Source organism: Miltoncostaea oceani (genome assembly GCF_018141545.1).
GTDB classification, from domain to species: Bacteria; Actinomycetota; Thermoleophilia; order Miltoncostaeales; family Miltoncostaeaceae; genus Miltoncostaea; species Miltoncostaea oceani.
Genome location: NZ_CP064356.1, coordinates 3,425,188 through 3,449,391 on the forward strand (window position 1 = coordinate 3,425,188; position 24,204 = coordinate 3,449,391).

Consider the following 24,204-nt stretch of genomic DNA (forward strand, 5'->3'; position numbering starts at 1 on the left):
GCATCAGGCGGGGCGGACCCCGTGGATGATCACGGCGCCGCCGAACGAGGGACGGCGCACGCGCAGCTCCGCGAGCCCCGCCTCGCGGTGCATGTCGAGCAGCGCGGGCAGGGGGTGGCGGGCGTAGAGGTCGGGGATCGAGCGGTGGAGGAACCGCCCGACGTGCCACCAGCGGCGGCCGCCCACCACGGCGCCGCCGGCGGGCAGGACCGCGCCCGTGTAGAGGCGCCACGCCGCCCGGGGCAGCGCCCGCGGCGGCACGCCGAACTCGAGGCTCGCGAACGGGGCGCCGGGACGCATCACGCGGACCAGCTCGCGCAGCGTCGCGAGGGGGTCGTCGACGTACCGCAGCAGGTACGTGACCGTCAGGCCGTCGAACGTCGCGTCGTCGAACGGGAGGTGCTCCGCCTCGCCCTCCAACAGCGTCACCCGCTGGGCGATGCCGGCCTCCTGCAGGCGCAGGCTCGCGGCGGCGAGCATGTGGGGGCTCTGGTCGATGCCCGTCACCCGGCACCGGTGCGCCAGCACCAGCCGCTCGGCGACGGCGCCGGTGCCGGTCGCGACGTCGAGGACGTGGTCGTCGGGACCCACCGGGAGCCGCTGCACCAGGATCCGGTGCCAGCGCGGCTCCTGCCCCATCGACAGGAGCGCCGCGCGGCGGGAGTAGGCCGGGCCGGCGAGGCCCGCGAAGAGGTCGATCGCCTCGGGCTTGGCGGGAGGCGTGAACCCCCCGCGGCCCTCGCTCAGTAGAGGGCCTGCGCCAGGCGGCGCCGGAAGCGCACCGACAGCGGGTGGTGCTCGCCGAGCTCCGCGAAGACGCCGAGCATGGCGCTGCGGAGGTCGTCGCGCAGGTCCGGGCCGGCGACGCGGACGGCGTCGAGCAGGTGGGTGAGGCCCTGCTCGTAGTCCCCCCGGCCGAGGGCGGCCATGCCGGCCGCGATGTCGGGCTGGTCGAGGCCGGTGAGCCGCACCCGGGACAGCAGCGCCGCGGCGCCCTGGTCGAATGCGACGGGCTCGAGCAGCGGGGCGACCTCCGCGGCGCGGTCGTCGGCGAGCAGGAGCCGCGCCAGGGCGGTGCGCGCCGCGACGTTCGCCGGCTCAGTCTCGACGGCCTCGCGCAGCGACGCCTCGTCGCCCGCGGCGATGAGCCGCTCGACGGCCGACGGGACGAGGCGGTCGAGGAACGCCTCGACGGCGGGGGCGGGCTGCATCCCGACGAACTCCGCGACGGGGGCGCCGTCGCGGAAGCCCTTGACGTAGGGGATGCTCATGACCCGGTAGGTCTGCGCGAGACCGGGGTTCGCGTCGATGTCGACCTCCGCGAGCAGGACGGCCCCGGCGCGGCGCTCCACGGCGGCCTCGATCACCGGCGCCAGCTGGCGGCACGGCCCGCACCACGCGGCCCAGAAGTCGACGACGACCGGCAGCTCGCGTGAGCGCTCGATCACATCGACGTCGAACGTCGCCTCGGTCACATCCACGGTGCGTCCCTCCCGGTCGTTCCGAGGGGTCACCGTAGCGGAGCCGCGGCGGGGGCGGCCCCGGGCGGTACGCGGGTCAGGCGGCGACCAGCTGCTGCGGCACCGGCGGGGCGCACCGCGGGCACGGCTGCCAGTGCGCGGCGAGGTAGCGCCACGGTCCGTGGACCACGTCGCGCACGCCGGGATCGCCCCGGTGGGGGGCGTCGATGCAGTCGTCGCGGTGGTAGCGGCCCCAGCCGCCGGCACTCATGCGACCCACGCAACCCGATTCGGCGGCCCCGGGCCGCCCGTCCATCTCCGTCATGTCCCCTCCTCGGGGGAGCGCGCGGCCCCTGCCGCGCCGTCTGTCCGTTTCTCCACGTTCGACTGTAGCGCGAGCCGACTTGAGGGGGCGCGCCACCGGATCGGGGTTACGCGGATCTTCACCATGGCGGGGTGGATTCACCGCGCCGGGCCGGAGCCCTCCCGGGCCACGGACCTCGGTCATACTCCGGCGCATGGACGGCCGCGTGACCTGGCCGGCGCCCGACCCGCTGGGCGAGGCCCTGCACTTCCTGCGGATGGACGGCGCGTTCTACTGCCGCTCCGAGCTGACCGACCCGTGGGGACTGACCCTGCCGGCGATGCCGGGGTACCTGTGGTTCCACGTCGTCACGGCCGGCAGGGCGCTGCTGGAGGTCGCGGGCGCTCCCGCCGCGTGGCTCGGCCCCGGCGACGTCGCGCTCGTGCCCCAGGGCGACGGCCACGCGCTGCGCAGCGCCGACGGCGTCCCCGCCCCGGTCGTCACCGACCTCGACCTGGAGCGGCCGAGCGACCGCTACGAGGTCCTCCGCCACGGCGGCGGCGGCGCCCCGACCCTCCTGATCTGCGGCGCCGTGCGGTTCGACCACCCGATCGCCGACAACCTCACGGGGATCCTGCCGCGGACCGTGCACGTGGCGGCGGCGGACGGGCCGCGGGCGGCGCGCATGGGCGGCGTGCTCGACCTGATCGCGGCGGAGGCCGCCGACTTCCGGCCCGGCGGCGAGGCGGTCATCACCCGGCTCGCCGACGTGCTCGTCATCCAGGCGATCCGCACGTGGATCGAGACGGCCCCCGCCGCGCGGACGGGGTGGCTGGGTGCGCTGCAGGACCGCCAGATCGGTCGGGCCCTCGCGCTCATCCACCGGGAGCCCGCGCGGCCGTGGACGGTCGCGTCGCTCGCGGACCGGCTCGCGATGTCGCGGTCGGCGTTCGCGGCGCGCTTCACCGCGCTCGTGGACGAGCCGGCGATGCAGTACGTGGCGCGGTGGCGCATGCAGCTCGCCCGGGACGCCCTCGCGACCGAGGCCGTGACGGTCGCCGAGCTCGCCGACCGGCTCGGCTACCGGTCGGAGGCGGCGTTCGCGCGGGCCTTCAAGCGCGTCGTCGGGGTCCCGCCGGGGACGGTGCGGCGCGACGGGCGGGCGCGCGCCCCGCGGGTCGCGTCGATCACCGGCGCACCCGTCCGGGTGCGCCGGCCCGCCCCCGACCCATGACCCCGACGCGACGCGGACGGCTCGGGTGCGCGCCGGCCCTCTATGGTGTCCGGTCGTCGTGAGTCACCGAGGGGGGACCGTTGTCCGACCAGTACATCTTCACCATGTACCGCCTGCGGCGGACGCACCCGCCGGACAAGGTGGTCCTCGACAACGTGTCGCTGTCGTTCATGCCGGGGGCGAAGATCGGCGTGCTCGGCGGCAACGGCGCCGGCAAGTCGACGCTGCTGCGGATCATGGCCCAGATCGACAAGGACTTCTCCGGTGACGCGGTGCTCGCCCCGGGGGCGACGGTCGGCCTGCTCCCCCAGGAGCCGGACCTCGACCCCACGAAGGACGTCCGCGGCAACGTCGAGGAGGGCGCCGCCGAGACGGTGGCGCTGCTGCGGCGCTTCGAGGACATCGGCGCGCGCCTGGGCGAGATGGAGCCCGACGAGATGGAGAAGGCGCTCGAGGAGTACGGAGAGCTGCAGGAGCAGATCGACAAGCTCGACGCGTGGGACCTCGACCGCAAGCTCGACGTCGCCATGGACGCCCTGCGGGTGCCGCCCGGCGACCAGGACGTGACGACCCTGTCGGGTGGCGAGCGGCGCCGGGTGGCGCTGTGCCGCCTGCTGCTCTCCCAGCCCGACCTGCTGCTCCTCGACGAGCCCACCAACCACCTCGACGCGGAGTCGGTGGCGTGGCTGGAGCGGCACCTCGAGGAGTACCCGGGGACCGTCGTCGCGGTCACCCACGACCGGTACTTCCTCGACAACGTCGCCGGCTGGATCCTCGAGCTGGACCGCGGCCGGGGCATCCCGTGGCAGGGCAACTACTCGTCGTGGCTCGAGCAGAAGCGCATCCGGCTGGAGCACGAGGAGAAGACGGAGTCGGCGCGCCAGAAGGCCCTCGCCCGCGAGCTGGAGTGGGTGCGCAGCTCCCCGAAGGCCCGCCAGGCGAAGAGCAAGGCCCGCATCGCGAACTACGAGAAGCTCGTGGCGGAGGAGGGCGACCGCCGCCAGCGCACCGTCGAGATCCGCATCCCCGCCCCGCCCCGCCTCGGCGACCTGGTGCTCGAGGCGAAGAACCTCACGAAGGGCTTCGGCGACCGCCTGCTGATCGACGACCTCTCCTTCACCGTCCCGCCCGGCGCGATCGTCGGGGTGATCGGGGCGAACGGCGCCGGCAAGACGACGCTGTTCCGCATGATCTCCGGTCAGGAGCAGCCCGACGGCGGCTCCATCCGCCTCGCCGACGCCGTCCAGCTCGCCTACGTCGACCAGTCGCGCGACGACCTCGACCCGACGCGGACGGTGTGGCAGGAGGTCTCGAACGACCAGGACATCATCAAGCTCGGCGGCACCGACGAGATGAACTCCCGGCAGTACGTCGCGTCGTTCAACTTCAAGGGCGGCGACCAGCAGAAGCCCGTCGGCCAGCTCTCCGGCGGTGAGCGCAACCGCGTCCACCTGGCGAAGCTCCTCGCCGGCGGCGGCAACCTGCTGCTCCTCGACGAGCCGACGAACGACCTCGACGTCGACACCCTCCGCGCGCTGGAGGAGGCCATCGTCGCGTGGTCCGGCTGCGCCATGGTCACCTCCCACGACCGGTGGTTCCTCGACCGCGTCGCGACCCACATCCTCGCCTTCGAGGGCGACAGCCAGGTGACGTGGTTCGAGGGCAACTTCCAGGAGTACGAGGACCACCGGCGCCGCACCCTCGGCGAGGAGGCCACCCGGCCCCACCGCATCACCTACCGGAAGCTGCACGCCCCCGGGTGAGCCACACTTTGCCTGTGCGTGACGCGCAATGTATTTTGCGTGTCATGCATAGTCAGTTCGCGGTCGGCCTGCCGATCTTCCGCTCCGACGGCCAGGCCCGCCTGCTCTCGGTCCTCGTCCTCGACGAGGCCGGGACGTGGCGTTCCCTCAGCGAGCTGGGGCGCCTCACCGACCTCGCCCCGTCGTCCGTGATGCGCGAGGTGGACCGCCTCGAGTCGGCGGGGCTCGTCGAGACCGAGCGGGTCGGCAACGTCCGGCGGGTCCGCGCCGACCGCGGATCCCGCTTCCACGCCGACCTGCGCGGCCTGCTGCTCAAGGCCTACGGCCCCGAGCCCGTCCTCCGCGCGGCATTGTCCCCCGTCCGGGGCGTCCGGCAGGCGTACCTGTTCGGGTCCTGGGCCCGGCGTTCGCGGGATCCCGGCGACTCCGCCGAGGAACCACACGACCTCGACCTGCTCGTCGTCGGCGATCCGCGACCCGAGGACGTCTACCGCGCCTGCGCCGAGGCGGAGGCGCAGCTCCATCTCGCCATCGACCCCGTCATCGTCAGCGAGGAGCAGTGGAGTGGCGCTGAGGAGACCGCGTCGATGCGCGGCTTCCTGGCCGCCGTCCGCGCCGACGCCCCGATCGCCCTCCTGGGTGACGAGCCGCGGTGAACATCGACGACCTGGTCGCGGCGCGGCGACTGGAGCGCGTCCCGGCGGACCCGGCGGCGGCGCGGGAGCGCCTGGCGACCTGCCGCCGGCACCTGCGCTCGGCCGGCCTGATCGCCGAGGGGGACCCGGATGCGGCGTACGCGCCGCTCTACGACGCCGCGCGGACGGCCACCGCGGCTCACATGCTGGCGGCGGGTCTGCGCGCCCGCAATGCGCCGGGGGCCACGAGGCCACCGCGCAGTACGCCGCCCTGGCCCTCGATGTCGCCGCAGCGGGGGAGCTCGACCGCATGCGCCGGTTCCGGAACAGGATCGAGTACGGCACGACGCGCTTCTCGCCGGCGCAGGTCGCCGGGGACCTGGCGCATGCGACGGCGATCGTGGAGTGCGTGGAGAGCGACCTGCCGGGACCGCCCTGATCCCGCCGGAGCGGCGAGGGGGCGCGACGGCGGTCGGGGGCGGGTCGCGCGGGCACGTGGGCGGGGGCACGCGGGCGGTGGGTGCGGCCCCGCTGCGGTAGGCTTTCCGGTCGGACTGCCGACCGCCCCGAGGAGACCGAAGTGAGCCCTGCGCCCGATCCCTTTTCCGCCCGCGACACGCTCGAGGCGGGCGGGCGCTCCCACGTCATCTACCGCCTCGACGCGGTCCGGCCGGACCTGGCGCGGACGCCGTACACCATCAAGGTGCTGCTGGAGTCCGTGCTGCGCAACTGCGGCCGCGGCTTCGTGACCGAGGACGACGTCCGGTACCTCGCCGGGTGGACGCCCCGCTCCGGCCTCACGGGTGAGGTGCCGTTCCTCCCCGCCCGCGTCGTGATGCAGGACTTCACCGGCGTCCCGTGCGTCGTCGACCTCGCCGCGATGCGCGACGCGATGAGCGCCCTCGGCGGCGACCCGAGTCTGATCAACCCGCTCGTGCCCGCCGACCTCGTCATCGACCACTCCGTGCAGGTCGACCGCTTCGGCACCCACGAGGCCTTCGCCCAGAACGTCGAGCGCGAGTACGAGCGCAACCAGGAGCGCTACATGCTCCTGCGGTGGGCGCAGCAGGCGTTCCGCGACTTCCGCGCCGTCCCGCCCGGCACCGGCATCGTCCACCAGGTCAACCTCGAGTACCTGTCGCCGGTCGTGCAGACCCGCGAGGTCGACGGCGAGCTGCAGGCGTTCCCCGACACCCTCGTCGGCACCGACTCCCACACGACGATGATCAACGGCGTCGGCGTCCTCGGCTTCGGCGTCGGCGGCATCGAGGCGGAGGCCGTGCTCCTCGGCCAGCCGCTCTCCCAGCCGACCCCGACCGTCATCGGCCTCAAGCTCACCGGCCGCCTCGGCCTCGGCACCACCGCGACCGACCTGGTGCTGACCGTCACCGAGATGCTCCGCAACCACGGCGTCGTCGGCAAGTTCGTCGAGCTCTACGGCGCCGGCCTCTCCGGGCTGACCCTCGCCGACCGGGCGACCATCTCCAACATGTCCCCCGAGTTCGGCGCGACGGCGACGATGTTCCCGATCGACGACGAGACGCTCCGGTACATGGACACCACCGGCCGCCCCGCCGACGTCATCGCGCTGACCGAGGCCTACGCGAAGGCGCAGGGCATCTGGCGCACCGACGACGACCCGGACCCCGAGTTCGACGAGACCCTCGAGCTCGACCTCGCCACCATCGTCCCGAGCCTCGCCGGCCCCCGCCGGCCGCAGGACCGGGTCGAGCTCGGCGCCGTCGCCGGCGAGTTCCGCGGCCACTTCGCCGACGGCCTCGTCCAGAACGGCGCGGGCCCCCACTACGAGCCCGTCCAGGTCACCGTCGAGGGCGAGACCTTCCCCCTCCAGACCGGCTCCGTCGCCATCGCCGCCATCACGTCGTGCACCAACACGTCGAACCCGTCGGTGATGATCGGCGCCGGGCTCCTCGCCAAGAAGGCCGTCGAGAAGGGCCTCACCACCCCACCGTGGGTGAAGACCAGCCTCGCCCCCGGCAGCCGCGCCGTCACCGGGTACCTCGACCGCGCCGGGCTCACCGACTACCTCGACCAGCTCCGCTTCGACCTCGTCGGCTACGGCTGCACCACTTGCATCGGCAACTCCGGCCCCCTCGCCGCGCCGATCGACGCCGCCATCGAGGAGAACGGCCTCGTCGCCGCGGCCGTCCTGTCGGGCAACCGCAACTTCGAGGGCCGCATCCACCCGAACGTCCGCGCCAGCTACCTCGCGTCGCCGCCGCTCGTCGTCGCGTACGCGCTCGCCGGGCGGGTCGACATCGACCTCACCAGCGAGCCGCTCGGCGAGGGCAGCGACGGGCCCGTGTACCTCGCGGACATCTGGCCGAGCCAGGAGGAGGTCGCCGAGGCCCTGGGCGGCGCGGTCGACCGGAAGCTCTTCGAGGAGAGCTACGCCACCGTCTTCGAGGGCGACGACCGCTGGCGCGCGCTGCCGGTGCCGGAGGGCCAGACCTACGCCTGGGACTCCGACTCCACCTACGTGCAGCTCCCGCCGTTCTTCAGCTCCATCACCCCCGAGCCGCCCCCGGTCACCGACATCGTCGGCGCCCGGGCCCTCGCGGTGCTGGGCGACTCGATCACGACGGACCACATCTCGCCGGCCGGCGTGATCCCCGTCAGCTCACCCGCCGGGAAGTACCTCACCGAGCACGGCGTGGACCCCCGCGACTTCAACAGCTTCGGCTCGCGGCGCGGCAACCACGAGGTGATGATGCGCGGCACCTTCGGCAACATCCGCCTCCGCAACCAGCTCGCCGGCGGCAAGGAGGGCAACTGGACGGAGTACCTGCCCACCGGTGAGATCACGTCGATCTACGACGCCTCCATGGCGTACCAGGAGGCCGGGACGCCGCTGATCGTCATGGCGGGGGCGCTCTACGGCAACGGGTCGAGCCGCGACTGGGCCGCCAAGGGCACCCTGCTGCTCGGCGTCCGCGCCGTGATCGCCAAGTCGTTCGAGCGCATCCACCGCGGCAACCTCGTCGGGATGGGCGTCCTGCCCCTCCAGTTCCTCGAGGGCGACGGTCACGAGGAGCTCGGCCTCACCGGACGCGAGACCTTCGCGCTCACGGGCCTCGCGACGCTCGCCCCCCGCGACACCGTCACGATCGAGTACACCCGCGAGGACGGCACCACCGGCTCGTTCCAGGCCCTCGCGCGCATCGACGGGCCGACGGAGCTGAACTACATCCACAACGGCGGGATCCTGCCGACCGTGCTGCGGCGCCTCTACAAGGAGAGCACCGCCTCCTAGCTGTAGTCACCCGCAGCGTTGTTGACGGTTCCGGGTTGACGTAGCGAGGACCCCCGAGGGAGTTGTGGAGGTGACTAAGCCTTCCCAGCCCCAAGGGGGTCCTCATGGCTCACGCTAACGCCCGCCTCACCGTCCACGGAAGGATGCTGCTGGTTCAGCGGGTGGTGGCCGGCCACCGGCCAGCCGATGCCGCCCACCAACTCGGATGCTCACGCGCCACCGCCTACAAGTGGCTGCGCCGCTTCCGTGAGGAGGGCCCCTCGGGCCTGGCCGACCGACCGAGCCGGCCGCATCGCTGCCCGCACCGCACCCCCCAAGCCACCGTGAGGCGCATCCTGTGGGCCCGGGCCACCCACCGCCGTGGCGCCGACTGGATCGGCGCTGAGCTCGGGGTGGCGGCCTCGACGGTGGGCCGGGTGATCGCCCGCCACCGCATGCCCCTCCTGCGCGACCTGGACGCCCTCACCGGGGAGCCCGTGCGCCAGGGGCCGGTCAGCCGGGTGCGCTACGAACGCGAACGGCCCGGTGAGCTGATCCACATCGACGTCAAGAAGCTCGGGCGGATCCGGGAAGGCGGAGGCTGGCGGGCCGTTGGCCGGGCGGCGGCACCCTCGGCGCGGGGGACCCTGGGTTACGACTACGTCCACTCCGCCGTCGATGACCACTCACGGCTCGCCTACTCAGAGATCCACCCCGACGAGCGCGGAGTCACCTGCGCGGGGTTCCTCACCCGCGCCGCCGCCTTCTTCAACTCCCACGGCATCACCCGGATCGAGGCGGTGATGAGCGACAACGCCTTCTCGTACAGGCTCTCACGGGACTTCCAGGCCGCCCTCGCCGGCCTCGGCGCCCGCCACATCCTCATCCGCCCCCACTGCCCCTGGCAGAACGGGAAGGTCGAGCGGTTCAACCGCACCCTGCTCACCGAGATGCTTCTATCGGCGTCAAGAAGCTAATCGGGCGCTCCTCTCGAGGAAGCGGAAGAGCTGGCGAGCGACGGTGCGTTTGAGGCAGCGTTGGATCTCGCGCAGGCTGCGCCCCTCGGCGCTGCGGCGGGAGACGTAGGCACGGGTCGCCTCGTCGTGGCGCATACGCACCAGCACGATGTTGTGCAGGGCTCGATTGAGCTGGCGATCGCCCTGGCGTGAGAGCCGGTGCCGGCTGACCTGGCCGGAGGACGCCGGGATGGGCGCCACACCAGCCAGCGCGGCGAACGCCGCCTCGCTGCGGATTCGTCCAGGGTGCGACCAGCTCACAAGCAGCTGGCTCGCGGTGATGACGCCGAGCCCGGGCAGTTCGAGCAGGGCGGGGCAGATCGCGCGGACAAGCCGCGCGAGTTCGGCCTCAAGCACAGCGGATTCACCGGTGAGGTGATCGATGCGCTGCGCGGTCGCCCGCAGCGCAAGAACCGCGGCTCGTCGTTCCTCGTCGTGGCGCTGCATCAGGTGCAGGCGAGAGCAGGTGCGGATGAGCTCGGCTCGTGTGAGACCGCGCAGCGATTCGCGCAAGACGCTCGGCGAGGTGACGACGAGCGCCCTCAGCTGATTGATGGCGGCCGTGCGTGCGGCGATGCTCGCCCTGCGGGTGGCCAGCAGGACACGCAGCGCCTCGCGAACGCCACGCGCCCGCGGGCTTGCCAGATGGGCTCGGCTGAGCGCCTCGCGCGCCGCGCGAAGGGCGTCAAGGCCGTCATCCTTGCCGCGTCGGCGCGCCGGACGCGAGGGGCGGTCGATCTCGACGACCGCCTCACCGAGGGCCACCAACAGCGCCGTGAGGCCCGCTCCGTAGCTGCCTGTTTGCTCGATCGCCCATAGGCGCGGCCCAGGGGCGGCGGCCCTGACAGCGTCGATCAGCCGCTCGAGCCCTGGCGGGTCGGTCGTCGCCGCGAACTCGGCGCGCAAGCTGCCCGTGCGGTCGACGAGGGCGGCCGCATGAGTCTGGGAATGGGTGTCGACACCTACGACGTGGGCGAAGTCCTCTGCCACGATGGCCATGCGGTGCTCCTTCCTGGATCGAGCGCCGTCTGCGGCGCCGGCCTGGATGAAGACACCGTGCGGCAGGACTGTGATGGGTCACGGCTGCAGCCGGACAGGCTTCTGATCAGGCCAGCAGGCGGTTGGCCAGGCCGGCGCCGGCATCGGAGCGACATATCTCAGCGACAGGCACGCACCAGGCGGCCAATGGGCGCTATGGGTCACCTCCGACACCGACGCCAGCCTGACAAACGGCCCGAGGACCGCCCACCCAGACTCACAATGGGCCTACTCGCAGGTGTTCACCAGCAACACCCAGCGGGCCGGGTGCCTGCCAGACTTCCTCGAGCACTACAACACCCAACGCCGCCACAGCAGCCTCAACGGCCGCCCGCCGATCAGCCGCCTGTCAACAACGTGGTGACCAACTACACCTAGCGCCCACCACCCTCCCGGGGCCGGTCCACGGCCCGGGAGGGTGGGTGATGTCTCGCCCGTCCCTGGATTTCCGTGTCGGGGGGCCGACAATAAGGCGGTGACCACACACGGCGTCCCCACCCGCAACCCCGCCCCCGGCCGGGACGCGCGCGACGGGGGATGGGCGGACGCGGCGCGGCGCGAGCGCCGCCTGCAGGCCCTGCAGACCACGATCCTGATCGGGCTGTCGCTGCTGGTCGCCGTCACTCCCCGGTCCCGGTGGCCGCCGCCGTCTGAGGCCGGGGGGCGCCCCCGGGCCCCCTCCCCCGGTCGCGCGCGTCGCTAGCCGAAGCGCCCCGTGATGTAGTCCTGGGTGCGCTTGTCGGCCGGCGCCGTGAAGATCTGCTGCGTCTCGCCCGTCTCGGCGAGCACCCCGTACCTCAGGCCCTTGTCGAGGCCCGACACCGTGAAGAACGCGGTGCGGTGCGAGACGCGGGCGGCCTGCTGCATGTTGTGGGTCACGATCACGATCGTGTACTGCGCGACGAGGTCGTTCATGAGGTCCTCGATCGCGAGCGTCGAGATCGGGTCGAGGGCCGAGCACGGCTCGTCCATGAGGATCACCTCGGGCTCGACGGCGATCGCGCGGGCGATGCACAGCCGCTGCTGCTGGCCGCCGGAGAGGGCGAACGCGTCCTTGTCGAGCTTGTCCTTGACCTCCTCCCACAGGGCGGCGCGGCGGAGGGCCTCCTCGATCTTATCGTCGGTGACCTTCATGCCGTTGACCTTCATCCCGAACGACATGTTGTCCCGGATCGACTTCGGGAACGGGTTCGGCTTCTGGAAGACCATCCCGATGCGCCGGCGGACGTCGACCGCGTCGACGTCGGAGGCGTAGAGGTCCTGGCCGTGGAAGTGCAGGGTCCCGTCGACCCGGGTGCCGGGGATGAGGTCGTTCATCCGGTTCAGGCAGCGCAGGAACGTCGACTTGCCGCAGCCGGACGGTCCGATCAGGGCGGTGATCTCGTGGCGGCGGACGTCGAGGTTCACGTCCTCCAGCGCCTTGACGCTCCCGTAGTGGAAGTCCAGCCCGGAGGCGCGGAACACGACCTCGTGCGATCCCGCCGGGCGGTCGGGGGCGATGGCTTCGGGCGTCGTGATCCTGTCCTGGTGCACCTCGGCTGCTCCCCGCGGGACGGTCGTTGTCGTGGACTGCGGGACCTGATCGGACACGATCGTCCTCCTCACCAGCGTCGGCTGTACTTGGCACGCAGGAAGATGGCGACGGCGTTCATCAGGACCAGCACGACGAGCAGCACGATGATGCCTGCTGCGGCCAGTTCTTGGAATGCCTCCTGCGGTCGGTCGGTCCAATCGAAGATCTGGAGCGGCATCGCGAACAGGGGGGTCTCGTTCGCGTCGAGCGGGTTGACGCTCGGCACCTGCGTGCCGAACGCGACGCCGCCGACGACGATCAGCGGGGCCGACTCGCCGAGGGCCCGCGACATCGCGAGGATCGTCCCCGTCAGCATCCCGGGGATCGCCGCCGGGACGACCTGGCGGGAGACGGCCTGCCACCGCGTGGCGCCGAGGGCCATGGCCCCCTGCTCGATCGACACCGGCACGGCCCGCAGGGCCTCCCGGCTCGAGATGATCACGATCGGCAGCACCAGCAGCGCCAGGGTGAGCCCACCGGCGAGCAGGGACTTCTGCAGGCCGATGAACGTCACGAAGATCGCGAGGCCGAGCAGCCCGTAGATGATCGACGGGACGGCCGCGAGGTTCGAGATGTTCACCTCCACCGCCCGGTTCACGGGCGGGCCGATGCGGCTCCACGCGAACGCGGCGCGCACGCCGACGCGGCGCAGGACCAGCGCGGCCCCGCCGGTGCCGTCCGCCTCCATCTCGTGCAGGCGGCGCTGGCGGGCGTAGGCGGTCGACAGGAGCTGCTCGCGGCCGATGGCGGCGAACTTCTCGAGGTAGATCGCCGCGGCGAAGCCGACGGGGATCGCGACGGCGAACGTCAGGAGCATCAGCACCAGCGACCCGCGGAGCGCCGAGTTGAAGCCGGCGCGCGAGGCGCGCGAGGAGACGGGGTCGGTGAGGAAGTCCCAGGTGAGGGTCGCCCAGCCCGACTGGACGATCGAGACGCCGAGCCACGCGAGCACGGAGAGGGCGATGAGCACCGCGCTGAGGACGGCGGCGTGGAAGAGGGCGTCCGCGGGGCGGGGCCGCTTGCGCCGCAGCGGGCGCACCGCGGCGGAGTCGGCGACACGGGGGACGTCGGTGGCCATCGTGCCCCCCCTACTGGTAGACGGTCCGGAAGCGGCGCACGAAGCGCACCGCGACCAGGTTGATGGCCAGGGTCACCACGAAGAGCACGATCCCGACGGCGAAGATCGAGGTGTACTGGGTGCTGCCGCGGGTCGCCTCGCCCTTGGAGATCGCGACGATGTAGGCCGTGATCGTCTGCATCGGGTCGCGGGGGTCACCGGAGAGGATCGGCTGGGTGCCCGCCGCGAGGGTGACCGCCATGGTCTCGCCGACGGCGCGTGAGACGCCGAGGACGACGGCCGCCATGACGCCCGAGAGGGCGGCCGGCAGCACGACGCGGGTGCTCACGACGCGCTTCGTCGCGCCGACGCCGTACGCGCCCTCGCGCATCGCCCGCGGCACGGCGCGCATCGCGTCCTCCGACAGCGAGCTGATCAGCGGGGTGATGAGGATGCCGACGACGATGCCCGCCGAGAGGGCGCTGAACAGCTGCCCGTCGGGCAGGACGCCGATGTCCTGGAGCGCCGGGGTGATCGACTCGAGGGCGAAGAACCCGAGCACGATGGTCGGCATCCCGGCGAGGAGCTCCAGGATCGGCTTCACGACCTTGCGGAACGGCTCGGTCGCGTACTCGGAGAGGTAGATCGCCGCGCCGATGCCGAGCGGCACGGCGACGACGGTGGCGATGCCGGCGATCCACAGGGAGGCGATCAGCAGCGGCATCATCCCGTAGCTGCCGTTGACCGGCTGCCAGACGGTGCCCGTCAGGAAGTCGATGAACGAGACGTCGGCGAAGAACGGGGCGCCCTCGGTCACGAGGGTCACCACGATGCCGATCGTCACCAGGACGGAGACGACCGCGGCCGCCCCGAGGAGCAGGAGGATGACCTGCTCCCCGAGGCGACGGCGCCGCCGCCGGAGCACCGGGCCCGCGCCCGGTGTGCCTGCCGTGGTCGTCACGCGCGCAGCCTACTCGGGGACCCTGGCGAGGGCCTCGTCCAGCGCGTCCTGGGGCGCCGGCACGAACTGCAGGTCCTCGGCGAGCGCGGTGGCGTTCTCGAGGTAGTAGCGCACGAAGGCCTTCACCTCGGGCTTCTCCAGCGACGCCGTCTTGACGTAGATGAAGAGGGGCCGCGAGAGCGGGTAGCTGCCGTCGGTGATGGACTCGGTGGTGGGCTCGACGCCGTCGAGGGTGAACGGCGCGAGGGTGTCGGCGTTCTCCTCGTAGTAGGTGAAGCCGAAGTAGCCCATCGTCCCGGGGCCGCTCTGCACGGCGCGGACGATCACGTTGTCGTCGGCCGACGCGGTGTAGTCCTGCCGGGGGGTGACCGTCTCGCCCGCGGCGTCCTCGCCGAGGATCTCCTCGTTGAAGAAGTCGTACGTGCCGGACTGCGAGTCGGGGCCGGCGAGCGCGAGCGGCACGTCGTTGAAGTCTCCGCCCGGGATGTCGCTCCAGTTCTTGATCGTCGACTTCGGGCCCCAGATGGCCTTCAGCTGGGCGGACGTGATGTCCGTGCCGCCGACGTCGGCGTTGGAGCTGGTGACGATGGTGATGCCGTCGGAGGCGACGCGGAGCTCCTCGTAGGCGACGCCGCCCGCCTCGCAGGCGGCGACCTCGTCGTCCTCGATGGCGCGCGACGCGTTCGAGATGTCGGTCTCGCCGGTGCAGAAGCGCTCGAAGCCGCCGCCGGTACCGGACGTGCCGACGGTGATGTTGACGTCGCCGTTGTCGGCGGCGAAGTCCTCGGCCGCGGCCGAGGTGAGGGGCGCGACGGTCGAGGAGCCGTCGATCACGATGTTGCCCGACAGCGCGGCGGCGTCACCGCCACCCGAGGTCGCGGTGGCGTCCTCGTCGTCGTCACCGCATCCGGCCACGGCCAGCGAGCCCAGGGCGAGCACCGCCGAGGCGGCGATCAGGGCGATCCGGCGTCCACGTGCCATACGTCGTCACTCCTTGGAGAGGGGGTGGGGACCCCGCCGGCGGCGGGTGCCCCGGGGGACCGCGGCGACGGTACGACAAGGGTCGCGGAGCACAGGTGACGTTCCGGTGACTCCGTGGTGAACAAGCTGTGAACGGCAGCCGATGGAGTACAGGCCTAGACTCGCGGTACCAGGGAGGCGACGGTGTTCCACGACGTTCAACAGCAGGCGGGACGGATCGGACGCGCCCTCGCGCGACGCGGTCGCGCGGCGACGGCCCGGGCCACGCGGACCGCGACGATCGCGGCGGCGAGCGCCCGGACGGCGGGGCCGGCGGGGCTCCCCGCCCTCGCCCGGCGGACCGCCCACCTCGTCGGCACCCGGCGGTTCGGGTTCGACGAGGCGTACACGCTCGGGCTGCTCGCGCCCTCGGTGGACGACGACGCCATCGACGCCGCCGTGTCCAAGAGCGAGATGATCGCGGCGCAGGCCCGCCTGAACCCCAACGAGTTCTGGTACCTGACCGAGGACAAGGCGATCTTCTACCGCCTCGCCGAGCAGCTCGGCCTGCGTGTGCCCACCCTCTACGCCGTCCTGTGCGAGTCGGGGCCCGGCTGGTCGCACACCGGCGAGGTCCTCGCCGACGCCGGGGACTGGGAGCGCCTGCTGCTGTCCGACGCGCTGCCCGACACCTTCGTGATCAAGCCGGCCCGCGGGTACTACGGCCTCGGCGTCCGCGTGATCGAGCGAGGCGGCGGCACCCTCCACGAGCTCGGCCGGGGCGACGTCGACGCCGGCGCCCTCTGCCGGGAGCTGGTGTCCGACCCCCAGTTCCACGTCTACGTGGTGCAGGAGCGGCTCGAGAACCACCCCGACATGCCCGGCGGGCGCAGCGCCCTGCAGACGGCCCGCATCGCGACCCTCGTCGACCGCGACGGCGGCGTCCGGGTGATCAACTCCTTCTTCAAGACGGCGCTCGACGGTGCGGCGATCGACAACTTCCGGCTCGGCGCGACCGGCAACTACTCGAGCGTCCTGGACGTCCGCGACGGGACGTTCGCGAACGTGGTCGGGGCGGGCGAGGGCGGTGTGCTCACCGAGGTCACGCCGCCCGAGGGCGTCAACGCCCCCCGCGTCGGTCAGAAGCTGCTGATGTGGGACGAGTGCTGCGCCCTGGTGGCCGCCGCCGCCCCCCACTTCCTGCCGATGCGCTGCATCGGGTGGGACGTCGCCGTCACGCCGACCGGCCCCGTGATCGTCGAGGCGAACATGTGGTGGGACCCGGTCGGCTCGCAGCGATCGATCCGGGACGCTCTGGAGATCATGCGCCGGGCCTGAGAGGCTGGCCGCGCACGAGGGGGCTCGCGCGCGGAGGCCGCTTCCGGAGAGGGGCGCGTCGTGGGTGCGGTGGCGAAGGCGGGATCGAGGGTGGCGCACGCGGCGACGTGGCGTGCCCGCGCCGTGCGCGACCACGTCGCGCGGACGATCGAGATCGCACGGGCGACGCGACGGGCGCACGGGGCCGGGCCCCTCGCCGTCGGGGCCCGGGCGCTCGACATGTCGCGGCGGGGGTTCACCCTCGACGAGGCGTTCGCGCTGGGGCTGCTCGACCCGGGTCGTCCCGCCGCGGAGGTGGACGACCTGCTGAGCAAGCGGCGCCTGATCGGCGTCCAGTCCGGCCTGAACCCGAACGAGTTCTGGTACCTCACCGAGGACAAGGCGATCTTCTACCGACTCGCCGAAGCCCTCGGCCTGCCGGTCCCGCGCCTGTACGCCATCCTCTGCCAGTCGGGTCCCGGCTGGACCCGCGACGGCACGGTCCTCGCGGAGCCCGACGACTGGGCCCGGTACCTCGCCACCGGCGCGCCGGACGAGTTCGTCGTGAAGCCGGCGCGGGGGTACCACGGCCTCGGCGTGCGGGTCGTCACGCGCCGCCCCGACGGCGTCCTCGACGTCATGGGCGCCGGCCCGACGACCGTGAGCAGGCTCTGCGGGGAGCTGGCCGCCGACCGCCAGTTCCACGTCCACGTGGTGCAGGAGCGCCTGCGCGACCACCCGGACCTGCCGGGCGACGGCTCCGCGCTGCAGACCCTGCGCATCGTCACGTTCGTCGCCCGCGACGGGACCGTCGAGGTCGTCAACGCGCAGTTCCGCATGACCGCCCCCGGCAACCCGGTCGACAACTTCTCGAACGGCACGACCGGCAACGTGCTCGCGATCATCGACCTGCGCGACGGGACGATGGGCGAGATCCTCCACGCGGGACCGCACCGCGAGTACCTCATGACGCCGGCGGGGACGTGGCCGGGCGGGCCGCCCGCCGGCGCCCGCCTCCCCTGCTGGGAGGGGATCGTCGCGGCCGTCACGTCGGCGGCACCGCACTTCCTCCCGCACCGCGCGATCGGGTGGGACGTGGCGATCACCCCGGACGGCCCCCGGATCGTCGAGGCTAACATCTGGTGGGACTCCCCCAGCCCACAGGCCGGGATCGCGGCCCTCGCCGAGCGGATGCGGACCACCTGACGGGTTCCGCCGCTCCCCGGCCGTGCGCCGTGGGATGATCCGCCCCGTGTCCCCGATCGCCGGCATGGCCGACGGCGCCCCCTCGGACGCCGTGCGCCGCATCCTCCAGGCCCACCGGCGCCTCGCCGTGGTCGGCCTGTCGCCCCGCCCGGACCGGCCGAGCCACCGGGCGATGGTGCACATGCAGGCCAACGGCTACGTGATCACGCCGGTCAACCCGCGGTGCGACGAGGTGCTCGGCAACCCGTGCGTCCCGACGCTGGAGGCGGCGGCGGAGCAGGGGCCCCTCGGGATCGTCAACGTGTTCCGGCGCCCCGAGGACGTGCCGCCGATCGTGGACGAGGCGATCCGCCTCGGCGCGGAGGTGATCTGGCTGCAGCTCGGCATCACCGAGCCGGCGTCCGCGGCCCGCGCCCGCGCCGCGGGGCTGGAGGTGGTGCAGGACCGCTGCATCAAGATGGAGCACTGCCGCTACTTCGGGGGGTTGAACGTGGTGGGCCTCTCCACCGGGGTGATCGGCTCGCGGCGGATGGGGGGCTTCCACCCGTGAGCGCCGCGGCCGACGACGGCGGGCGGGCGTTCGGGTTCGACACGCGGGCCCTGCACGCCGGGCAGCGGGTCGACGCGGAGACGGGGTCGCGCGCCGTCCCGATCCACCAGACCGCCGCCTACGTCTTCGAGGACGCCGACCACGCGGCGGACCTCTTCGACCTCAACCGGTTCGGCAACATCTACACGCGCCTCATGAACCCGACGACCGCGGTGTTCGAGGAGCGGATGGCGAGCCTCGAGGGGGGCGTCGGCGCCCTCGCGACGTCGAGCGGGCTCGCCGCCCAGGCCGTCGCGATCATGACCCTGCTCGACGCCGGGGACCACATCGTCGCGTCGCGGCACCTGTACGGGGGCAGCCACAACCAGCTCGCGATGACGTTGAGCCGGTTCGGCGTCACCACGACGTTCGTGGACCCCGCCGACCCCGCCGCCTGGCGCGCCGCCGTCACCCCGCGGACGCGGCTGCTGTACGGCGAGACGATCGGCAACCCGCGGCTCGACGTCCTCGACATCGCCATGGTCGCGGGGGTCGCGGGGGAGCACGGCCTGCCCCTGCTGGTCGACAACACGTTCGCGACGCCGTACCTGTGCCGTCCGTTCGAGCACGGCGCGCACCTCGTCAGCCACTCCGCCACGAAGTGGATCTGCGGTCACGGCACCACGATCGGCGGCGTCCTCGTGGACGGCGGCACGTTCCCGTGGGAGGACGGCATGTTCCCGGGGCTGGTGGAGCCGAGCCCGGGGTACCGGGGCCTGCGCTACGCCGAGACGTTCGGGAACTTCGCGTTCGTGATGAAGGCGCGCGTCGAGACCATGCGCGACCTCGGGCCGGTGCTCTCCCCCTTCAACGCGTTCCTGCTGCTGCAGGGCCTCGAGACGCTGTCGCTGCGGATGGACCGCCACGTCGCCTCCGCGGCGGCCGTCGCGGAGTTCCTCGCGGGCCACCCGGGCGTGACGTGGGTGGCCTACCCCGGGTCCCCCGGGGGTCCGGAGGCGGAGCGCGCCGCCCGCTACCTGCCGCTCGGCGCGGGCGCGGTCGTGACGTTCGGGGTGCGCGGCGGCCGGGAGGCGGGGAGGCGGCTGATCGAGGCCTGCGACCTGTGCTCCCACCTCGCCAACGTCGGCGACGCGAAGACCCTGATCATCCACCCCGCCTCGACCACCCACCGGCGCCTCGACGAGGAGGGCCTCGCCCTCGCGGGGGTCGGCGACGACATGGTGCGCGTCTCCGTCGGGCTCGAGACACTCGACGACATCGTCTGGGACCTCGACCGGGCGATCACCGCCGCGACGTCGGCGGCCTAGGAGCGCAGCACCGGCAGCGGCACGCGCCGCGGACCCGGCGGCGCGGTCCAGGGGCGCAGGGCGGCGACCGCGACCGACGCGACCACGCCGAGGGCCGACACCGCGAGCGCGACGGCGCCGGCGCGCGCCACCACCGGCTCCGCCGCGAGCACCCCGGCGACCAGCAGGCCGAGGCCCGACGCGAACGCGATCCCCTCGCACCAGCCGAGCGCCGGGGGGGCGAGCAGGGCCACCGGCGGAGGGATCCCGTCGCCGCGCCGGGCGCCCGAGAAGCGCGCGACCCAGCACATGGTCGGGACCATGATCATGATGTGCCCGGCGGTGACGCCCGCCGCCAGCCCGACGAGCCCCAGCAGGGCCGCGGGCACGGCGGCGTCCGCCGGGTCCCGCACGACGACGACCACGGCGAGCGCGAGCACCGCCACGAGGCCCGCGGCGAGGTGCTGCACGGCCGGGGGCGGACGGCGCCGTCCACGCCGCACGGCCCCGGACAGGTAGGCCGCGAACAGGCCGACCGCGGCGGCCAGCATCACGGCGCCCGCCGTCCCGGCCGTCCGGTCGGCGAGCGCGAGGCCGGCGACCAGCGACGCGACGCCGAGGTGCCAGACGACGATCGCCGCCCGTGCGATCCCCACGCGGTGGACCTTCGCGACCAGCATCATCGGGGCCATCCGGGTGGCCATCGCCAGGATGAGCCCGCCCGCCCAGCCGAGGCCCGCCATCGTCAGATGGACGCCGATGGCGCGCGTGCGGTCGATGCCGACGCCGCCCCAGCGACGCTCGGCGGTCATGAGGAGGCCGAGGACCAGCACCCCGAGCAGCCACCCGGCGGCCGCCACCAGCCCCGCGAGCGGCTCCGGCCACGACCCCCGTCGCCCGCGGGCGACGGCCACGACGCCGGCGAGCAGCCACCCGACGCCCGCCGTGACGACGACGCCGCCCACGGCCTCGAGCGCGGGCCACCCCCCGGCCAGGCCCGCCGCGAGGAGCGCGCCGCCCACCCAGACCAGCGGCCCGGCGCCCGCGTGCGGCCGCCGGGTGGACATGTTCGGCGCGAGGTGCAGCAGGGCGCCGGCGATCGCCGTGGTCACGAAGCACAGCCCGATCAGGTGCGCGGCCGCGAGGGCGGACGGGGTGTACCAGAGGCCCCGGGCCAGGTCGCCCGACGCGACGACCAGGGCGACGGCCCCCGCGAGCCAGCCGAGCGCGGCGAGCCCGAGCAGGCCGACGGGGCGGTGCGTGAGCAGGAGCCTCACCGGGCTACACGAGCCCGAGCGCGAGCATCGCGTCGGCGACGGCGATGAAGCCGGCGATGTTCGCCCCCGCGACGTAGTCGCCCGGCGAGCCGTACTCCGCCGCCGTCGTGGCGCAGCGTTCGTGGATGCCGCGCATGATCTCCTCGAGGCGCGCCTCGGTGTACTCGAAGGTCCACGAATCGCGCGACGCGTTCTGCTGCATCTCGAGCGCGGAGGTCGCGACGCCGCCCGCGTTGGCGGCCTTGCCGGGGGCGAACAGCACCCCCGCCCCCGTCAGGAGCCGCACGGCCTCGGGGGTCGTCGGCATGTTGGCGCCCTCGGCCACGGCGATGCAGCCGCCCTCGATGAGGCGGGCGGCGTCCGGCCCGGTGATCTCGTTCTGCGTCGCGCACGGCAGGGCGATCTCGCAGGGCACCTCCCAGACCGACCCGCCCTCCACGTGCCGTGCGCCCGGGCCGCGCCGCGTCGCGTAGTCGGCCACGCGCCCCCGCTCGCGCTCCTTCACCTGCCGCAGCAGGCCGATGTCGAGCCCGCCGTCGTCGACCACGTACCCGCCCGAGTCGGAGCAGGCCACGACCTCCGCCCCGAGCCGCTGCGCCCGCTCGGCCGCGTAGATGGCGACGTTGCCCGACCCCGACACCACGACCCGGCGCCCCGACATCGACCGCCCGGTCGCCTTCAGCATCTCCTCGGTGAACACCGCGACGCCGTACCCGGTCGCCTCCCGGCGCACCTGCGCACCGCCGACGCCGATCCCCTTGCCGGTCAGCACGCCCGACTCGTACCGGTTGGTGATCCGCTTGTACTGGCCGAACATGTAGCCGATCTCCCGCTCGCCGACGCCGATGTCGCCGGCGGGCACGTCGGTGTGCTCGCCCAGGTGGCGGTGCAGCTCGGTCATGAACGACTGGCAGAACCGCATGACCTCGCCGTCGCTGCGCCCACGCGGGTCGAAGTCCGACCCGCCCTTGCCGCCGCCGATCGGCAGGCCGCTGAGCGCGTTCTTGAAGACCTGCTCGAAGCCGAGGAACTTGATCACACCGGCGTAGACGGAGGGGTGGAAGCGGATTCCGCCCTTGTAGGGGCCGAGGGCGCTGTTGAACTCGACCCGGAAGCCCCGGTTGATGCGCACGGCGCCGGCGTCGTCGACCCACGGCACCCGGAAGATGATCTGCCGCTCGGGCTCGCAGAGCCGCTCGAGGATCGCGGCCTCGACGTACTCGGGATGCTTCGCGACCACCGGGCCGAGGCTCTCCAGCACCTCCTCGACCGCCTGGTGGAACTCGGACTCGCCGGGGTTGCGGGCGAGCACCTGGCAGTGGACGGCGGCGAGCCGCTCGTCGAGGGGCCGGCGGGGGGAGTCGGACATGGGGGCGTTCCTCGGGGGGGTCGGTGGGTGAGCGGTCGGGGTCATCGCGGAGACAGGCCGGTCACCAGGACGCGGCACCCCGCGGTGCGGGGGTCCTTCGGCTCGAACACCGCGAGCTCCGCGTCGTCGTCGACGCGCTCCAGAGCACCCCGGACCAGGCCGCGGTGCAGCGCGCAGATCAGGTGCCCGCCCTCGGCGAGCACCGCCTCCTTGAAGGGGCACGCCCGCAGGCGCACGTCCATCTCGCCGGCCCGCCGGGCCCCCTCGGAGGTGACCTCCTCGGGGGCGAATCCCAGGCCGGCGAACGACGCCGACAGGGCCTCGGGGGGCGCGTCGAGGGCCACGAGGCCCCGGCCCTGCTCCCAGCCGAAGGCCTCGATCCCGTCCTCGTCGGTGCCGGCGCGGCGCACCAGCTCGAGGAGGAGACGCACGAGCTCCCGGTGCCCGACGGCGGCCACGGCCTGCGGGGCGGCGAGGGCGTAGCGCGCGCTCGGGCGTCCGCGGCGGCCCGTCGGCGCGGAGGGGGCGGCCACCACCACCCCCGCGCGCTGCAGCACGTCGAGGTGCTGGCGGACGGCGTTCGGGTGCAGGCCGACGCGGGCGGCCAGGTCGGCCACCGTCAGGCCGTCGTCCGCCGTCCCGAGGGCCTCGGCCACGGCCCGCCGGGACGGGTGCGCCAGGGCCCCGGCCTCCTCGGGCGTCATGGCGGTGGAATGGGGCATCGATTTTTTCCTCTGATGACTAGACGAAATACTCAGGTCGTGATTTACTCTAGCCGAAAACAGAGAAAAAGGGGACGGGCCCCGAGGGGCCCCTCACAGGAGGCAGCGGCGATGACCCGGCACGACAGGCTCGACCGGCCCCGGAGCGCGATGCCATTGACGATCGTGAGCGCGATCGGGGCGTGCGCCCTCACCGCCGTCGCCCTCACCGCCGGGATCCGCGCCGCGGACGGCGGCACCGCCCGGGCCGCCACCGCGGACCCCCCGGCCGCCGCCGCACCGGCGCCCGTGCACGCCGCGCACGCGACGGCCACCCCCGCCGTCGCCGCGACCGCCGCCGAGGCCTCGGCCCCGAAGAACACGATGAGCGCGGACGCGCCGGCCTACGTGGACCAGCGGGTGCACACCGTCCACTTCGACATGACCGAGAAGGTCGTCGAGATCGCCCCGGCACGGTCGTGAAGGTCTGGACCTTCGGCGACCGCGTGCCCGGCCCGGTGGTCCGCGTCCGCGTCGGCGACACCGTCAGGGCGTCCATCACCAACAAGACGAAGATGCCGCACTCGATCGACTTCCACGCGGCCCGCATCGCGCCGAACCGGGCGTTCCGCGACGTCGCCCCCGGTGAGACCTTCGGGTTCGAGTTCGAGGCCACGACGCCCGGCGTCTTCATGTACCACTGCGGCACCGCCCCCGTCGTCCACCACATCGCGAACGGCATGTACGGGATGATCATCGTGGAGCCCGAGGGCGGGCTCGCCCCGGTGGACCGGGAGCTGGCGTTCGTCCAGTCCGACTTCTACGTCTCCGACACGCCCGGCATGCCCGCCGACGACGCGAAGCTGATGAGCGGCATCCCCGACGTCGTCGCCTTCAACGGCTACGCCGCCCAGTACAAGGACACGCCGATCCAGGTCGAGAGGGGCGAGACGATCCGCGCCTTCGTCCTCGCCGCGGGCCCGAACACCTGGAGCGCGTTCCACGTCGTCGGCACGATCTTCGACCGCGCCTGGCAGGACGGGAACCCCGCGAACGAGCAGGTCGGCAACCAGACCCTCAACCTCGCCGCCTCGCAGGGGTCGATCGCCGAGTTCCGGCTCGACGAGGAGGGGATCTACCCCTTCGTCACCCACGACTTCACCAACGCCGCGAAGGGTGCGGTCGGCCTCCTCCGCACCTCGGGCGCCCAGGGCACGATGAGCCACTGAGCCACCGGGTCCCGG

The 24,204-nt window shown here is 73.3% G+C and carries 23 protein-coding genes and 2 pseudogenes; 14 read left to right on the forward strand and 11 right to left on the reverse strand.

Going from position 1 to position 24,204, the window contains the following annotated elements; genetic code table 11:
- Positions 1 to 3: 3 nt before the first annotated feature.
- The 3 genes from IU369_RS17440 to IU369_RS17450 form a co-directional block, all read right to left on the reverse strand.
- Entirely contained in the window at positions 4 to 747 is a 744-nt protein-coding gene (locus IU369_RS17440; protein ID WP_343233255.1) for a class I SAM-dependent methyltransferase, read from the reverse strand.
- Positions 744 to 1,481: a tetratricopeptide repeat protein gene (locus IU369_RS17445; RefSeq protein ID WP_246551301.1), complete on the reverse strand. Its 738-nt coding sequence runs from the start codon at positions 1,479 to 1,481 to the stop codon at positions 744 to 746. The genes IU369_RS17440 and IU369_RS17445 overlap by 4 nt, the downstream gene beginning before the upstream one ends.
- A 76-nt stretch (positions 1,482 to 1,557) precedes the next feature.
- On the reverse strand, positions 1,558 to 1,785 hold the full coding sequence (locus tag IU369_RS17450) for a hypothetical protein (RefSeq protein WP_217922259.1): 228 nt from the start codon (positions 1,783 to 1,785) through the stop codon (positions 1,558 to 1,560).
- Positions 1,786 to 1,978: 193 nt separating this feature from the next.
- Between IU369_RS17450 and IU369_RS17455 the strand changes: the two genes are divergently transcribed.
- The 6 genes and pseudogenes from IU369_RS17455 to IU369_RS17475 form a co-directional block, all read left to right on the forward strand.
- Positions 1,979 to 2,998, forward strand: a complete 1,020-nt coding sequence (locus IU369_RS17455) for an AraC family transcriptional regulator (RefSeq protein ID WP_217922260.1) — start codon at positions 1,979 to 1,981, stop codon at positions 2,996 to 2,998.
- An 80-nt stretch (positions 2,999 to 3,078) separates the two neighbouring features.
- Positions 3,079 to 4,761: an energy-dependent translational throttle protein EttA gene (gene ettA / locus IU369_RS17460; protein ID WP_246551303.1), complete on the forward strand. Its 1,683-nt coding sequence runs from the start codon at positions 3,079 to 3,081 to the stop codon at positions 4,759 to 4,761.
- Between the two features lie 44 nt (positions 4,762 to 4,805).
- The gene (locus IU369_RS17465) at positions 4,806 to 5,417 is read left to right on the forward strand and encodes a MarR family transcriptional regulator (protein ID WP_217922261.1); all 612 of its coding nucleotides are present in this window, start codon (positions 4,806 to 4,808) and stop codon (positions 5,415 to 5,417) included.
- Between the two features lie 289 nt (positions 5,418 to 5,706).
- Positions 5,707 to 5,835, forward strand: coding sequence for a hypothetical protein (locus tag IU369_RS23670; protein WP_281426199.1), 129 nt, complete (start codon positions 5,707 to 5,709; stop codon positions 5,833 to 5,835).
- Positions 5,836 to 5,976: 141 nt separating this feature from the next.
- Positions 5,977 to 8,670, forward strand: a complete 2,694-nt coding sequence (gene acnA / locus IU369_RS17470) for an aconitate hydratase AcnA (protein ID WP_217922262.1) — start codon at positions 5,977 to 5,979, stop codon at positions 8,668 to 8,670.
- Positions 8,671 to 8,774: 104 nt separating this feature from the next.
- A pseudogene (locus IU369_RS17475) lies at positions 8,775 to 9,599 on the forward strand (IS481 family transposase); the annotation flags it as partial.
- Between the two features lie 15 nt (positions 9,600 to 9,614).
- Here the strand turns inward: IU369_RS17475 and IU369_RS17480 are convergent.
- Positions 9,615 to 10,664 carry an IS110 family RNA-guided transposase gene (locus tag IU369_RS17480; protein ID WP_217921545.1) on the reverse strand — a complete coding sequence of 350 codons (1,050 nt, stop codon included), beginning with the start codon at positions 10,662 to 10,664 and terminating at the stop codon, positions 9,615 to 9,617.
- 256 nt (positions 10,665 to 10,920) lie between these two features.
- Here IU369_RS17480 and IU369_RS17485 point away from each other — a divergent pair.
- Positions 10,921 to 11,067, forward strand: a pseudogene (locus tag IU369_RS17485) (integrase core domain-containing protein); the annotation flags it as partial.
- Positions 11,068 to 11,178: 111 nt separating this feature from the next.
- Positions 11,179 to 11,406, forward strand: coding sequence for a hypothetical protein (locus IU369_RS17490; RefSeq protein ID WP_217922264.1), 228 nt, complete (start codon positions 11,179 to 11,181; stop codon positions 11,404 to 11,406).
- On the opposite strand, the gene pstB is transcribed toward IU369_RS17490, so the two are convergent.
- From pstB to IU369_RS17510, 4 genes are read right to left on the reverse strand one after another with little or no spacing between them, the layout of a single operon-like run.
- On the reverse strand, positions 11,403 to 12,296 hold the full coding sequence (pstB, locus tag IU369_RS17495) for a phosphate ABC transporter ATP-binding protein PstB (protein WP_425516833.1): 894 nt from the start codon (positions 12,294 to 12,296) through the stop codon (positions 11,403 to 11,405). The genes IU369_RS17490 and pstB overlap by 4 nt on opposite strands.
- Before the next feature lie 8 nt (positions 12,297 to 12,304).
- Positions 12,305 to 13,354, reverse strand: coding sequence for a PstA family ABC transporter permease (locus IU369_RS17500; RefSeq protein WP_217922265.1), 1,050 nt, complete (start codon positions 13,352 to 13,354; stop codon positions 12,305 to 12,307).
- Between the two features lie 10 nt (positions 13,355 to 13,364).
- On the reverse strand, positions 13,365 to 14,294 hold the full coding sequence (gene pstC / locus IU369_RS17505; protein WP_217922266.1) for a phosphate ABC transporter permease subunit PstC: 930 nt from the start codon (positions 14,292 to 14,294) through the stop codon (positions 13,365 to 13,367).
- Positions 14,295 to 14,303: 9 nt separating this feature from the next.
- Positions 14,304 to 15,275 (reverse strand): phosphate ABC transporter substrate-binding protein PstS family protein, encoded by a 972-nt coding sequence (locus IU369_RS17510; RefSeq protein ID WP_217922267.1) that lies wholly within the window; start codon positions 15,273 to 15,275, stop codon positions 14,304 to 14,306.
- Positions 15,276 to 15,458: 183 nt separating this feature from the next.
- On the opposite strand from IU369_RS17510, the gene IU369_RS17515 reads away from it, so the two are divergent.
- From IU369_RS17515 to IU369_RS17530, 4 genes are read left to right on the forward strand one after another with little or no spacing between them, the layout of a single operon-like run.
- Positions 15,459 to 16,592: a sugar-transfer associated ATP-grasp domain-containing protein gene (locus IU369_RS17515; RefSeq protein WP_217922268.1), complete on the forward strand. Its 1,134-nt coding sequence runs from the start codon at positions 15,459 to 15,461 to the stop codon at positions 16,590 to 16,592.
- Positions 16,593 to 16,652: 60 nt separating this feature from the next.
- Complete coding sequence (locus IU369_RS17520; RefSeq protein WP_217922269.1) at positions 16,653 to 17,777, forward strand: sugar-transfer associated ATP-grasp domain-containing protein; 1,125 nt, start codon at positions 16,653 to 16,655, stop codon at positions 17,775 to 17,777.
- A 46-nt stretch (positions 17,778 to 17,823) separates the two neighbouring features.
- Positions 17,824 to 18,327, forward strand: coding sequence for a CoA-binding protein (locus IU369_RS17525; protein WP_217922270.1), 504 nt, complete (start codon positions 17,824 to 17,826; stop codon positions 18,325 to 18,327).
- The gene (locus IU369_RS17530) at positions 18,324 to 19,634 is read left to right on the forward strand and encodes an O-acetylhomoserine aminocarboxypropyltransferase/cysteine synthase family protein (RefSeq protein ID WP_217922271.1); all 1,311 of its coding nucleotides are present in this window, start codon (positions 18,324 to 18,326) and stop codon (positions 19,632 to 19,634) included. Before IU369_RS17525 ends, IU369_RS17530 begins: the two co-directional genes overlap by 4 nt.
- On the opposite strand, the gene IU369_RS17535 is transcribed toward IU369_RS17530, so the two are convergent.
- Genes IU369_RS17535 through IU369_RS17545 form a run of 3 tightly spaced genes read right to left on the reverse strand, consistent with a single transcriptional unit; the run spans position 19,631 to position 22,981 of the window.
- A complete protein-coding gene (locus tag IU369_RS17535) occupies positions 19,631 to 20,890 on the reverse strand; it encodes a hypothetical protein (RefSeq protein WP_217922272.1) in 1,260 nt (419 codons plus the stop codon). The two genes, IU369_RS17530 and IU369_RS17535, sit on opposite strands and share 4 nt — an antisense overlap.
- Before the next feature lie 4 nt (positions 20,891 to 20,894).
- Positions 20,895 to 22,259, reverse strand: coding sequence for an NADP-specific glutamate dehydrogenase (gene gdhA, locus IU369_RS17540; protein WP_217922273.1), 1,365 nt, complete (start codon positions 22,257 to 22,259; stop codon positions 20,895 to 20,897).
- 41 nt (positions 22,260 to 22,300) lie between these two features.
- Positions 22,301 to 22,981 (reverse strand): helix-turn-helix transcriptional regulator, encoded by a 681-nt coding sequence (locus IU369_RS17545; protein ID WP_217922274.1) that lies wholly within the window; start codon positions 22,979 to 22,981, stop codon positions 22,301 to 22,303.
- Positions 22,982 to 23,146: 165 nt separating this feature from the next.
- Between IU369_RS17545 and IU369_RS17550 the strand changes: the two genes are divergently transcribed.
- On the forward strand, positions 23,147 to 23,443 hold the full coding sequence (locus tag IU369_RS17550) for a hypothetical protein (RefSeq protein ID WP_217922275.1): 297 nt from the start codon (positions 23,147 to 23,149) through the stop codon (positions 23,441 to 23,443).
- A complete protein-coding gene (locus IU369_RS17555; protein ID WP_217922276.1) occupies positions 23,440 to 24,189 on the forward strand; it encodes a multicopper oxidase domain-containing protein in 750 nt (249 codons plus the stop codon). Before IU369_RS17550 ends, IU369_RS17555 begins: the two co-directional genes overlap by 4 nt.
- The last annotated feature ends 15 nt before the right edge of the window (positions 24,190 to 24,204 follow it).